This window comes from Kitasatospora sp. NPDC088134 (assembly GCF_044741705.1).
GTDB lineage: Bacteria > Actinomycetota > Actinomycetes > Streptomycetales > Streptomycetaceae > Kitasatospora.
The window spans coordinates 1-12575 of the sequence record NZ_JBIUTD010000033.1; the positions used below are offsets into that span (position 1 = coordinate 1).

Sequence of the window (12575 nt, forward strand, 5' to 3'; positions counted from 1 at the left end):
AGCTACCTCGCCGGCCTCCACCTCCGGGCCTCGATGATATGGATCAAGGACCTCACCAAGCCCAATCCTTGATCACAATCAGATACACGCCCTAGCAGCCCGCAGCAGCAATTCGTAGGACCAGCTTCTTGTACCAACTTCGTCCCAGGACGCCCTTGGGCAGGTCAAGCCGGGGGAGTGGCCGGTGCGGCGGTCATTACGATCCCCGGCATGAACGTGCAGCTGCTGACGGGCTGGTTCCCGTGGACCGTGCAACTCGCGGCCGCCGCCGCGCTGCTGGCCGCGATCGGCTGGCGCGACCGCCGCTGGCGGCTGCGCCGGGCCCCGCTCGCGCTGGCGGCCGCCGCCGCGCTGACCGCCGTGCTCGGCCTGCTGGTCGTCACGCTGGGCGGCGTCACCGACCCGCTGCCGCCCGCGCTCTGGGGCTGGCTGGGCGCGGCGGTGGCGGCGCTCGCCGTGCTGGTGGCCGGGTGGCGCGGCGCGCGCTGGTGGCGCCGGGCGCTCGCCCCGCTGGCGGCGCTGCTCGCGCTGCTGGCCGGCGCCGACGCGCTCAACGCGTCCACGGGGTACTACCCGACCCTGGGCGACGCGATCGGCGAGATCGGCGGCGACCCGCTGCCGCAGCAGGTGACGCTGGACCAGCTCGGCTCGCTGACCGGCCGCACCGGCACCGGCCGGATCGTCCAGGTCGACATCCCGGACGCCAGTGGCGGGTTCACTCCCCGGCAGGAGCTGGTCTACCTGCCCCCGGCCTGGTTCCGCAGCAAGGCCCGGCCCAAGCTGCCGGTGCTGGAGATGATCGGCGGCGAGTTCTCCGCCCCCGACAACTGGGTGCGGGCCGGCAACGCGGTGCGGACCGCCGACGCGTACGCCGCCCAGCACGGCGGGTTCGCCCCGGTCCTGGTCTTCGCCGACGCCACCGGCGGCTTCCGGGTGGACACCGAATGCGTGAACGGCCCGAACGGGAAGGCCGAGGACCACCTGGTGAAGGACGTCCCGAAGTACGTGGAGAAGACCTTCGGCACCGCCACCGACCCGCACAAGTGGGGCGTGGTCGGCTGGTCGATGGGCGGCACCTGCGCGGTGGACCTGGTGGTCGAACACCCCGACGTGTTCAGCCACTTCGAGGACATCTCCGGGGACATCGGCCCCAACAGCGGCGACAAGCAGCAGACCATCGACAAGCTGTACGGCGGCGACGCCGCGGCCTGGGCGGCGCACGACCCGCTGACCGTGCTGGCGCACCACCCCGCCTACAAGAACGCCTCCGGCTGGTTCGAGATCGGCGACCAGGAGTCCCCGCACGTCGCCCAGGCCCGGCAGTTGGACGCGGCCGCCCGCAAGGCCGGCTTCAAGAGCCGGGTGGTGGTGCAACCGGGCCGGCACGTCTGGCAGTTCGCCTCCAGTGCGTTCGCCGAGGCGCTGCCCTGGCTGGCCCAGCAGCTCGGCACCCCCGGCCCCCACCAGGGCGCGGCCGCGCAGCCGCCCGCCAAGCAGGGGTAGCCGCCGCCGGCCGGGCCGGGGTGGCCGAGTCGCCGGGCCGGGGTGACCGCCGCCCGCCCACGGCCGGTGGGAGAGACTGGGGCGCGTCGTCCGGCAGTGGGCCGGGCGCGGAGCGGAGGAGCGGACTGTGCCCGAACCCTTGATCGCGGCGGTGGGCGGGCGGCACCCGCAGGTCGACCCGGACGCGTTCGTGGCCCCCGGGGCGGTGGTGGTCGGCGAGGTGCTGATCGGCCCCGGCGCGAGCGTCTGGTACGGCGCGGTGCTGCGCGGGGACGCCGAACGGATCGTGGTCGGCGCGCTGACGAACATCCAGGACAACTGCACCGTGCACGCCGACCCGTCCTTCCCCGCCGTGCTCGGCGAGCGGATCTCGGTCGGCCACAACGCCGTCCTGCACGGCTGCACCGTCGAGGACGACGTGCTGATCGGGATGAGCGCCACCGTCCTCAACGGGGCCCGGATCGGCGCGGGTTCGCTGGTCGCGGCCGGCGCGGTCGTCCCGCAGGGCATGCAGGTGCCGCCCGGCTCGCTGGTGGCCGGGGTGCCCGCCAAGGTCAAGCGCGAACTCACCGCGGAGGAGCGGGCCGGCATCCGGGCCAACGGCGAGGGCTACCAACTCCTCGCCGCGGCCCACGCCCAGGACGTGCCGGGGACCGGGCGCTGAGACGGTGCGGCGGACCCCGGCGGCGGTGCTTCAGCCGAGGACGGCCGGCGGTGCTTCAGCCGAGGACGGCGGTCAGGAGACGAAGCCGATGACGCCGAAGCCGGGGCGCTGCTCGACCTGGCGCAGCCAGCCGATCACGTCGGAGACCGCCTCGGCCACGTCGGGCTCCAACTCCGCTGCGCGGCCCTCGCGTTCGGCCTGCTCGAACTGGGCCAGCGCGGCCAGGCAGGCCCGGTTCGTCCACTCGCCGCCACCCGGGTAGTCGTGGCCCTGCGGCACGCCCTCGGGCAGGCCGAAACCGTAGCCGAACTCCGCCAGCGACACCTCGGTGACCCCCAGTGCCTTCAGCCCCTCGTCGACGGCGGCCAGCCAGGCGCCGCGGAACGGGGAGAAACTGGAGTTGTTCAGGAACCGACCGGTCAGCTCGCACAGGCGCATGTACGCGTAGCCGTACTGGAACGCGTGACTGCGGTCCGCCGCGTACGGCCCGCCGTGCACCACCGCGCGCAGCGCCTCGGCGGCGGTGGGCGCGCCGTTGCCGATCTCGTGCGAGAACCAGTCGTCCGACTCGGCCAGATCCCGGCCGAAGTGGTCGGTGAGCCGCCGGAGCAACTGCTCGTCACCGGAACCCACGAGCGCACGGGTGGCCAGGGGGTCGAGCAGGAAGACGCTGAGGGAAGAACTCATGCGCCCAGCCTAGGCGTCGGGACGGACAGCCCGGCCGACCGGACCGGCAGGGCGGACCGGATCGACAGGGTAGACCGGACCGACAGAGCCGACCGGATCGGTAGAGCCGGGGCGGGACGGCTGCGGGCCCGGACGGCTGCGGGCCCGGGCGGCGCGGTCACCGGTTCGGTGTCCTGGTGCGCTCCCGTGCCCGGTCAGGCATCCGCTCCCAGCGCGCTCCGGGCGGCCTGCTGAAACGCGGCCCCCGGCCGTCGCTTGGCAGCCACCGCCGCCATGTAGCGCTCGTCGAGGACCGGCAGGCCGCCCCGGCCCGCCGCCCGGGCGGCTTCGTGCCACGCCACCGCTGCCCGGTCCAACGCGAGCATGGAGCGCCGCAGTTCCTCGGCGGCCCGCGCCACCGACGCCGGACCCACCACCGTCACGGTGGCCACCGCCGCGCTGAACGGCGACCACGCCGCGTGCGCCTCGGCCGCCGCCGCATCCCACTGCTCCACCGTCGATCCGTCCATCCGCAGCACCGCCGCCACGCGCCACCAGCAGGCCGACACCTGCTTCGACGTACTGATGCACGCGCTGTACGCCTCCCGCCGCACCTCCTCCAACCTGCGCCGCCGGTCGAAGTCCTGCTGGCGCCCCTGCTGCCGGGCCTGACCGACCAGCACCATCCACCCGCTCGCGGCGCCACCGAGCACGCCCACGGCCGCACCGACCACCGCCGCCACCCCCGCATCCATGCCGAGTACGTGCCCCGCACCGCTGCGTCCAACCAAGCCCAGGTGGGGGGCAGCCGAGCCCGGCCCGGCCGGGGGTTCTGTGTCGGGGACGGCGCTCTCGTCCTGCACGTACCGCTTCGACCCCGGAAGGCCGTGGAGGGGTACCCAGGCGTCCCGGTACGGCTCGCGGAGCCGCTGTCCCACGAGGGACAGCCGGGCCAGCGCTGTCTTGTTGGTCCTGGACACCCGCTGTGCACGTCCTCCTGCTCGCCGGCGAAGGGCGAGCAGGTGCGGGTCGATCCGGGGGCGGAGCGGGGAAGCGGGATCGGGTTGGCGCGGTGGTGCCGGCCGACCCGCTCCCCGGGGAACGCCCGGCGTGCCCGTAGCACCGGGGGCGGCGCGCCCATAGCACCCGGGGCGGTGGGCCGGCCGGGGATGCGGGTGCGGTTCACCCGGGGGAGCGGGGCGGGGTGGAGGCGGCGCTCCGGGGTGGGCGACCGTGGTGGGGTGCGGAAGGGATTCGGGCCGAGCGGGTTCGCCGACGACGTGGTGCTGACGGCCGTCGCGTTGGTGCGGGCGCAGGCGGCCGGGGCGGACGGGGCAGCCGGACCCGGTGGCGTCGGGGGCGGGCCGGGCGGCGGGGCCGGGGCGCTGGACGGGTTCGTGGCCCGGCACGGCATCGAGGCCTGCCGGGCGCTGGTCGCGGCGCTCACCGAGCTGGTGGTGCACCAGACCGGGGACCGGACGGTGCTCGCGGAGCGCCTGGAGGAGTGCGAGTTCGAGATCCTCACCGGAACGTACTGGCGGCGCCCGCCCGGGTGACCCGCCCTCGCCCAGGTGACGCGTCCCGGCCGGGGTGACCGCCCCCGGCCGGTGCAGGCGACGAACCGTCAAGTCGTCGCCCGGCAAGGTCATGTGACGGTCATGGAATCTTCACGGCTTGGTATCTACCCGCATAGATCGAGGGCTGCCAGTCTGGCTCGCGCACCGCCACCGGACTTTCCTCCCTCCGACGCGTTTCTCCGCCGAGCCCAGGAGCGCCCCGTGCCGAATCGTTCCCTCCGCCGTTTCGCCGCCGTCGCGGCCACCTCCGTCCTCGCCCTCGGGGCCGTCACCGCGAGCACCGGCCCGGCCCGGGCCGCGCTGCCGACCCCGGTCTCCGCCGCCACCGCCCGGGGCTACCTGGCCCAGTTGACGGTCAAGGCCGAGAACCGCACCGGCTACGACCGGGCGCTGTTCCCGCACTGGATCACCGTCTCCGGCACCTGCAACACCCGTGAGACCGTGCTCAAGCGCGACGGCTCCGGCGTGGTCACCGAAGCCAACTGTGCTGCCATATCCGGAAGTTGGTTCTCCCCCTACGACGGCGCGACCTGGCACGCCGCCTCCGACCTGGACATCGACCACCTGGTCCCGCTCGCCGAGGCCTGGGACTCCGGCGCCTCCGCCTGGACCACCGCCCAGCGCCAGGCGTTCGCCAACGACCTGACCCGTCCCCAGCTGATCGCCGTCACCGACAGCGTCAACCAGGCCAAGGGCGACAAGGACCCGGCCGAGTGGCTGCCCCCGGTCACCGGCTACCGCTGCACCTACGTCCGCGCCTGGGTGCAGGTGAAGTACTCCTACAAGCTGTCGGTGGACAGCGCCGAGAAGGCCGCGCTCACCAATATCCTCAACGGCTGCTGAGCGAAAGGCCGTTCGGCCCGGACCGCCCGCACGGACCGCCCGCACGGACTGCCCGCACGGGCCCCCGAGCGGGGCTCCCGTGCGGGCGGTGGGCGGCAGGCCTGCGGCCGCCGCACCTGCGTTCGAGTCCGGGGGCGTGCTCGGGTGAAGTACGACAAGCTGTCCGCGGGGTGGTGTCGAGGGGTTGCGCTCGTTGACGCCCCAACGACCGCTGGGCGCAAGGTCGTTCGAGTCGGAGCACCCGTTCGGGGCGGCCGTGCGGGCAGTTTGGACCGTTTGAGTACATGTATGCCCGAAATGCCTGATCGGCGCGTCTTGATCCTGGCCAACGCCCTTCTGCGGCATCCTTGCTGACGGAACAGCGGACGGCTGGGCATGGGCGGAGGGCGGACGGATGGACAGGCGGAGCTTCCACTCGACGGGGGTCGCGGACCGGGCCGGGCTCTTCACGGCCACGGCGGGCGGGCGGGCCTACCAGGCCCAGGGCCACGCGGCGAACGGGCACGGGGTGAACGGCCACGCGCCGAACGGACACGCGGCGCCGGGCTACGCGGCCCAGGGCTACCCGGCCCCGGCCTACATGCTGCCCGCCTACGGAGCGCCCGCCTACGGCACCCAGGCGTACAGCGGCCAGACGTACGGCGGCCAGGCGTACGGCACCCAGCCCTACGCCGAACCGGCCTACATGCTGCCCGCCTACCCGGCCCAGGCCTACGCCCCGCCGGCGTACGTGGTCTCGCCGCGCGCGGCCTCCTACGGCGGGGTGCTCTCGGACGGCCTGGCGGTGCCGTGGACGCTGAAGCTGATCGCCGCCGGGGACTTGAACGTCTGCTACGCCGAGTGCGGCCCGTCCGACGGCCCCGTGGTGATCTGCCTGCACGGCTGGCCGTACGACATCCACAGCTTCGCCGAGGCGGCCCCGCTGCTGGCGGCGCGCGGCTACCGCGTCCTGGTGCCCTACCTGCGCGGCCACGGCCGCACCCGGTTCCGCTCCGAGCACACCCCCCGCAACGCCCAGCAGGCCGCCGTCGCCCAGGACCTGGTCGCCCTGCTGGACGCGCTCGGGATCAGCAGCGCCGTGCTGGCCGGCTTCGACTGGGGCGCCCGGACGGCCGCGATCGTCGCCGCGCTGCGCCCCGACCGGGTCAAGGCCCTGGTGGCCATCGGCGGCTACCTGATCACCGACGTCCAGGGGCAGGCCGACCCGCTGGACGCGGAGGCCGAGCACGCCCTGTGGTACCAGTACTACTTCGCCACCGAGCGCGGCCGCCGCGCGCTGCTCGACCGCCGGCTGCGCCGCGACCTGTGCCGAGTGGTCTGGCAGACGGTCTCGCCGACCTGGCAGTTCGAGGAGGAGGTCTTCGACCGCAGCGCCGCCGCCTTCGACAACCCCGACTACCCCGAGATCGTGGTGCAGCACTACCGCTGGCGGCTGGGCCTGGCCGGCGGCGAGCGCCGCTACGACGCCGACGAGCGGCGGCTGGCCGGCCGCCCCGTGATCACCGTGCCCACCGTGGTGCTCGAACCCGCCCTCGACCCGTTCACCGCGCCCGGCCGCGGTCGCGCCTACCGGGACCGCTTCGTCGGGCCGTACCTGCACCGCACCATCGACGGGATCGGCCACAACCTCCCGCAGGAGGCGCCCGGCGAGTTCGTCCGGGCGGTGCTCGACGCCGACCGGTACTGAAGCACGCCGACCGGGTACGGAAGCACGGGGTCGAAGGACGGCATGGGGCGGGGTTGGGGCCCGCTTTACCGGGTGAAGGGTTGACGAACAGTCAGGATGCCCTCTGGACAAGGCATTACCGATGGGTAAGTCTCCTGTGACGTGACCGAATCCGCGCGCACCACCGCATCCGCCGCCCCGTCCGTCACCGCCCAGGCCCCGGCCGCCGCTGCCCCGACCGGCGCGGTCCCCTCCGCCGAGGCCCCCTCCGGCGCCGTCGCCCGCCCGCCGCGCCGCCGGGTCATCCAGGCCGCCGCCCTCACCGCCGGCGCGCTCGCCCTGCCGCTGACCGGCGCGGCCGGGCGCGCCGCCGCCGCGAGCACCCCGCAGTTCCTGCACGGCGTGGCCTCCGGCGACCCGCTGCCCGACGGCATCCTGCTGTGGACCCGGGTCACCCCCGCCCCCGAGGCCGTGCCCGGCTCCGGCCTCGGCGCCGACACCGAGGTCCGGTGGCAGCTCGCCGCCGACCGCGACTTCAGCACGATCGCCGCCGGCGGCACCGTCACCACCACCGCCGCCACCGACCACACCCTGAAGGTCGACGTCCGCGGGCTGCGCCCCGACACCGCCTACTGGTACCGCTTCCTGGCCGACGGCGCCGTCTCGCCGGTCGGCCGCACCCGCACCGCCCCCGCCACCGATGCCGCCGTGGCCCGGCTCCGCCTCGGCGTCGCGTCCTGCGCCAACTGGGAGGCCGGCTACTTCGCCGCCTACCGCCACCTGGCCGCCCGCGGCGACCTGGACGCCTTCCTCTTCCTCGGCGACTACATCTACGAGTACGCCTCCGGCGCCTACGGCACCCGCGGCACCGTGGTCCGCCCGCACGCCCCTGCCCACGAGATCACCACGCTCGCCGACTACCGCACCCGGCACGGCCGCTACAAGACCGACCCGGACCTGACCGCCCTGCACGCCGCCGTCCCCACCGTCGCCATCTGGGACGACCACGAGTTCGCCAACGACGCCTGGTCCGGCGGCGCCGAGAACCACACCCCCGGCACCGAGGGCGCCTGGACGGACCGGGTCGCCGCCGCCAAGCAGGCCTACTTCGAGTGGATGCCGGTCCGCCCCTCGGTGGCCGGCACCACCTACCGGCGGCTGCGCTACGGCAAGCTCGCCGACCTGCACCTGCTCGACCTGCGCTCGTTCCGCTCCCAGCAGGCGAAGATCGGCGACGGCGCCGTCGACTCCGCCGACCGCACCCTCACCGGCCGGGCCCAACTCGACTGGCTGAAGGCCGGGTTGGCCGCCTCCGACACCACCTGGCGGCTGGTCGGCAACGAGGTGATGATCTCGCCCGTCGCCTTCCTCTCGGTGCCCGACTACCTGCTGCGCCCGCTCACCCAACTGCTCGGCCTGCCCGGCGAGGGCCTGGCCGTCAACGTCGACCAGTGGGACGGCTACACCCACGACCGGCGCGAACTGCTCGGCCACCTCAAGGACCACCGGATCACCAACACGGTCTTCCTCACCGGCGACATCCACTCCGCCTGGGCCTGCGACGTGCCCTTCGAGGCCGCCACCTACCCGGCCTCCGGCAGCGCCGCCACCGAGTTCGTGGTCACCTCGGTCACCTCCGACAACATCGACGACATCCTCAAGGTCGCCCCCGGCACCCTCTCGCTGCTCGCCGCCACCGCGATCCAGGCCGCCAACCGGCACGTCAAGTGGACCGACCTCGACTCGCACGGCTACGGCGTCCTCGACATCACCGCCGAACGCGCCCAGATGGACTACTACGTCCTCTCCGACCGCACCAGGCCCGACGCCACCACCAAGTGGGCCCGCTCCTACCGCACCAGGACCGGCACCCAGCAGGTCGAACGGGTCTGGTCCCCGGCCGGCTGACCGGGCCGGACGGTCGTTCCCCGGGCGGTCGTTCTCCGGGCGGTCGTGTCCCGTACGGCCGTGTCCTGTACGGCCGTGTCCTGTACGGCCGTGTCCCGAGCGGCCGTGTCCTGAGCGGCCGTACACGGAAAACCCTTTGCCCGTCGCCGACGGGTCGGGTGATACTCCGGCGGTTCCGAAGGAGTCGCTTGGAGATCTTCGAGTGCGCGCACTGCGCGACCGCCCTGACCCGGCCCGTCGCCCGGGCGCGCTTCCCGGCGCACGCCCACCACCAGGTGCGCGTCAACGGACGGCTGCCCGCGCTGATGGCGGCCGGCAGCTACGCCGTCGACCCCGAGCCGTCCGGGCCGCCGTGGCGCCCGTGGTCGCGGGTCGCGCCGGAGGAGGCCGAGCGGCGGGGCTACTGGGCGCCGGTGCGCGCCCTCTCCGAGGGGCTGCCCGGGCGGGTGGTCTGCGCGCCCGGCGACGTGCTCGGCACCGAGGTGGTCCCCGAGCGGGCCGCCGGGGGCTGCTGCGGCATCGGCGGCCCGAACCTGGCCTGCCGCGGCTGCCGGCGGATCGTCGGCAGCCTGGAGGACCTCTGCGACGTCTGGCACGCCGTCTGGCTGGAACCGGACGAGGTGCGGGCCCGGCCCGTCGGCCCGTCGCCGCCCCCGGCCGGTTGGGCGGAGCTGGTCCACGACCGCTCCGCGCCACCGCCGCTCGGACCGGACGGCCGCTGGAGTCCGCGCGCCGAGCAGGACGCGACCGTCGCGCTCGTCCAGCTCCTCGCCGCCGCCGACGGTGCGCTGGTGCGCTTCGAACACCGGTCCGCCGCAGCCCTGTTCGGGACCATGCCCGAGCAGCTCCGCCCCGGCGGGACCGGCCCCGCCAGGCGGTGCGCCCTGCACGGCCCCGGACTGCCGCTGTCCGACCCCCGCCCCGAGTTGGCGATCGTCCCGCTGCACCCGCAGACCGGCGAGAGCTGGCCCGTACCGCCGGGCGTCACCGCCGTCCCGCTCGACCTCGACCTCTGGCGCCACCTCGCGCACGGCCGCCACCGCCCCGCCGTCCGGGTCGGTGGCGCGCTGCGGGCCGCACTCGACCGGGACGAACCCGCCCCCGCGCCGCACCCGCCGCCCGCGTGGTTCGACGCCGGGCTGCTCGCCGACCTGCTGGCCCGTCGACCGGCCGTCCGCGGCCCCGCGCTGGGCTTCGCCCACTGTGCGGCCCGGACCCGGACGTGGTGGTGAGGCGGGGTCAGGGGGTGGGGGCGGCCAGGCCGCCCGCGAGGTCGATCTGCTTGGAGATCTCGGTCAACCAGTCCTGGAAGTGCGGGAGTTGCAGGGCGGGCGAGGCCGGGAAGTCCGGGCGCAGCGACCACGCCGGGAAGAACGCGACCCGGCAGTCCCGGCAGAGCCAGGCCGCCCGCCACACCTTGTGCACCAGCGTCCACTGCTCGTAGGACAGCGGCCAACCGCCCTGCGCGCGCCGGCGTTCGCGGGCCGCGTTCAGCACCAGGCGGCCGGCGACCGCGAAGCCGATCCCCAGCCCCAGCACGAACAGGGTGGCGATCAGCGAGAAGTTCCGCACCGTCGGGTCGGCGTCGCCGATCCCGCCCGCCACCATCAGCAGCGGCAGGAGCTGGAGCCCCGCCAGGACGAACAGCACCGTCGACCCCGGGCTGAGGCTCTTCGGCTCGCGCGGCACGTCCAGTTGGGCCCGCACCGCCGGGTCGAGCGGCGCGTCCCGGTCGAGCACCGCCACCGACACCGGCACGGTCCGGTCGCAGCTCGCGCAGGCGGGGCAGGGAATGTTGGTCGGACTCATCGGGCGGACTCCGGGGACGGGTACGGGGATGGTGCACCTCGGTGCGGCCACACTGTAGGGCTCGGCCGTACGGGTGTGCGAACCGTTCGGTGGCGGAGGGGACCGGGCCGGTCCTGTGGGTGGCCGCCGGTAGCGTGGTGCGCATGGACCCACGCGCTGCCGCTGCCACCGACCCCCGGACCGTCGACACCCTCGACAAGACCGCCGAACTCGACCGCCTCACGGCCGGAACCGACGCCGGGGCGCTCTGGGACGCCGTCGGCCGGGCCCGCACCGCCCTGGACTTCCGGGACGCCGACGCGGTGCTGGGCCTGCCGCCGGTCGACGGCCCGACGGTCCGTCAACTGGCCGACCGGGTCGAGCGGGCGGTCGCCCGGGCCGTCGAACTCCGGCTGCCCGCCGCGCTGGTCGACCGGGCCGAGACGCTCTACTTCGGCCCCGCCGCCGCCGACCCGGCCGCCGCTGCGGAGGCCGCCGCAGAAGCCTTCGCCTGTGCCGAGGCCGCGGGCGAACTGCCGCGCGCCGCCTACCTGCTGGGCCTCTTCCACGGCGCCGGGTACGGCTGCGCCGTGGACGAGGCGCGCAGCCGGGCCTGGCACGAGAGCGCGGCCCGCGCGGGCGACGCCGACGCCATGTTCGAGCTGTACGTGCTGTGCACCACCGGGGTCGGCGGCCCCGCGGACCCCGCCGCCGGCGTCGACTGGTGCCACCGCGCCGCCGAGGCCGGCAGCGTCCGGGCGATGGCCAACCTCGGCGGCTTCTACGCCACCGGCAACGGCGTGCCCGCCGACCTGCCGACCTCGCTGCGCTGGTACCGGCTCGCCGCCGAGTCCGGCCACGGCCGCGCCGCCGCCGTGCTCGGCGTCATGACGGCTGCCGGCGAGGGCGAGCAGCCCCCCGCCGAGGCGGGCCGCTGGCTCGAACTGGCCGACGAACTCGGCTTCGACTGGCGGCCGATGGCCCGGGCGTACGGGCTGGACCTGGAACCGGACCTGGACCTGGATCTGGATCGGGACTGACCGCGGCGGCCGGTGGTTGCCCGGTCAGGTGGCCCTCCGGTGCTCGGGCAGTGGTCGGTGCTCGGACAGTGGTCGGGCAGTGCTCGTCCGGTGGTCGGCGGCGCGGCCAGGGGCGTTGTCGGTGGCGGTGGCTACGGTGGTGCGATGAAACTCCTCCTCACCGACGCCGGTGTCCAGAACGAGAGCATCCGGGCCGCGCTGGTCGACCTGTTGGGCAAGCCGATCGCCGAGTCCACCGCGCTGTGCATCCCCACCGCCGGGTACGGCGGCCCGTACGCGAGCCCCGCCGGCCCCTGGCGGTTCGTCAGCGGGCAGTCGCAGAACCTGATGACCGGGCTCGGCTGGAAGTCGGTCGGCGTCCTGGAGCTGACCGCGCTGCCCAGCCTCGACCGGGAGCGCTGGGTCTCCTGGGTGCGCGAGGCGGACGTGCTGCTGGTGAACGGCGGCGACCCGATGTACCTGGCGCACTGGATGCGCGAGTCGGGGCTGGCCGAACTGTTCCCGACCCTCCCGGACACCGTCTACGTCGGGCTCAGCGCCGGCAGCATGGTCGTCACGCCCCGGGTCGGGGAGGCCTTCGTCGACTGGCGCCCGCACGGCGGCGAGCCCCGGGCGGACGACGACCTGGCGCTGGGCCTGGTCGACTTCTCGATCTTCCCGCACCTCGACCACCCGTCCTGCCCCGAGAACACCACCGCCGAGGCGCAGCGCTGGGCCGCCGGGATGCCGTACCGCGCCTACGCCACCGACGAGCACACCGCGATCAAGGTGGTCGACGGCGTGGTCGAGATCGTCTCCGAGGGGCGCTGGCTCCAGTTCGACCCGGCCGAGTAGGGGCGGCTCCGGGGGCCGGGGCGGGGCGGTCGGCCTGGAGGTGACGGGGCGTCGGAAAACCCTTTGCACTCGAACCTTGGTGCGCG

The 12575-nt window shown here is 74.8% G+C and carries 12 protein-coding genes; 9 read left to right on the forward strand and 3 right to left on the reverse strand.

What is annotated here, in order from left to right; translation table 11 throughout:
- Window positions 1–210: 210 nt before the first annotated feature.
- Window positions 211–1503 carry an alpha/beta hydrolase gene (locus tag ACIOHG_RS33390; protein ID WP_400956217.1) on the forward strand — a complete coding sequence of 431 codons (1293 nt, stop codon included), beginning with the start codon at window positions 211–213 and terminating at the stop codon, window positions 1501–1503.
- 127 nt (window positions 1504–1630) lie between these two features.
- Window positions 1631–2167: a gamma carbonic anhydrase family protein gene (locus ACIOHG_RS33395; RefSeq protein WP_400956218.1), complete on the forward strand. Its 537-nt coding sequence runs from the start codon at window positions 1631–1633 to the stop codon at window positions 2165–2167.
- 72 nt (window positions 2168–2239) lie between these two features.
- Here ACIOHG_RS33395 and ACIOHG_RS33400 read toward each other — a convergent pair whose 3' ends face one another.
- Together ACIOHG_RS33400 and ACIOHG_RS33405 are read right to left on the reverse strand one after the other, a co-directional pair.
- Window positions 2240–2854 carry a hypothetical protein gene (locus ACIOHG_RS33400; RefSeq protein ID WP_400956219.1) on the reverse strand — a complete coding sequence of 205 codons (615 nt, stop codon included), beginning with the start codon at window positions 2852–2854 and terminating at the stop codon, window positions 2240–2242.
- A gap of 194 nt (window positions 2855–3048) precedes the next feature.
- Window positions 3049–3588: a hypothetical protein gene (locus ACIOHG_RS33405; RefSeq protein ID WP_400956220.1), complete on the reverse strand. Its 540-nt coding sequence runs from the start codon at window positions 3586–3588 to the stop codon at window positions 3049–3051.
- Window positions 3589–4074: 486 nt separating this feature from the next.
- Here ACIOHG_RS33405 and ACIOHG_RS33410 point away from each other — a divergent pair, with 486 nt between their 5' ends.
- The 5 genes from ACIOHG_RS33410 (at window position 4075) to ACIOHG_RS33430 (ending at window position 10059) form a co-directional block, all read left to right on the forward strand.
- Window positions 4075–4389, forward strand: a complete 315-nt coding sequence (locus ACIOHG_RS33410; RefSeq protein WP_400956222.1) for a hypothetical protein — start codon at window positions 4075–4077, stop codon at window positions 4387–4389.
- A gap of 222 nt (window positions 4390–4611) precedes the next feature.
- On the forward strand, window positions 4612–5253 hold the full coding sequence (locus ACIOHG_RS33415; protein ID WP_400956224.1) for an HNH endonuclease family protein: 642 nt from the start codon (window positions 4612–4614) through the stop codon (window positions 5251–5253).
- A 394-nt stretch (window positions 5254–5647) separates the two neighbouring features.
- On the forward strand, window positions 5648–6940 hold the full coding sequence (locus ACIOHG_RS33420; RefSeq protein ID WP_400956226.1) for an alpha/beta fold hydrolase: 1293 nt from the start codon (window positions 5648–5650) through the stop codon (window positions 6938–6940).
- Window positions 6941–7222: 282 nt separating this feature from the next.
- Complete coding sequence (locus ACIOHG_RS33425) at window positions 7223–8827, forward strand: alkaline phosphatase D family protein (RefSeq protein ID WP_400956348.1); 1605 nt, start codon at window positions 7223–7225, stop codon at window positions 8825–8827.
- A 188-nt stretch (window positions 8828–9015) separates the two neighbouring features.
- The gene (locus ACIOHG_RS33430; protein ID WP_400956227.1) at window positions 9016–10059 is read left to right on the forward strand and encodes a hypothetical protein; all 1044 of its coding nucleotides are present in this window, start codon (window positions 9016–9018) and stop codon (window positions 10057–10059) included.
- A 7-nt stretch (window positions 10060–10066) separates the two neighbouring features.
- On the opposite strand, the gene ACIOHG_RS33435 is transcribed toward ACIOHG_RS33430, so the two are convergent.
- Complete coding sequence (locus ACIOHG_RS33435) at window positions 10067–10636, reverse strand: hypothetical protein (protein WP_400956228.1); 570 nt, start codon at window positions 10634–10636, stop codon at window positions 10067–10069.
- 143 nt (window positions 10637–10779) lie between these two features.
- On the opposite strand from ACIOHG_RS33435, the gene ACIOHG_RS33440 reads away from it, so the two are divergent.
- Entirely contained in the window at window positions 10780–11655 is an 876-nt protein-coding gene (locus ACIOHG_RS33440; protein WP_400956230.1) for a tetratricopeptide repeat protein, read from the forward strand.
- A 144-nt stretch (window positions 11656–11799) separates the two neighbouring features.
- Window positions 11800–12489 (forward strand): Type 1 glutamine amidotransferase-like domain-containing protein, encoded by a 690-nt coding sequence (locus ACIOHG_RS33445; RefSeq protein ID WP_400956232.1) that lies wholly within the window; start codon window positions 11800–11802, stop codon window positions 12487–12489.
- Window positions 12490–12575: the final 86 nt, after the last annotated feature.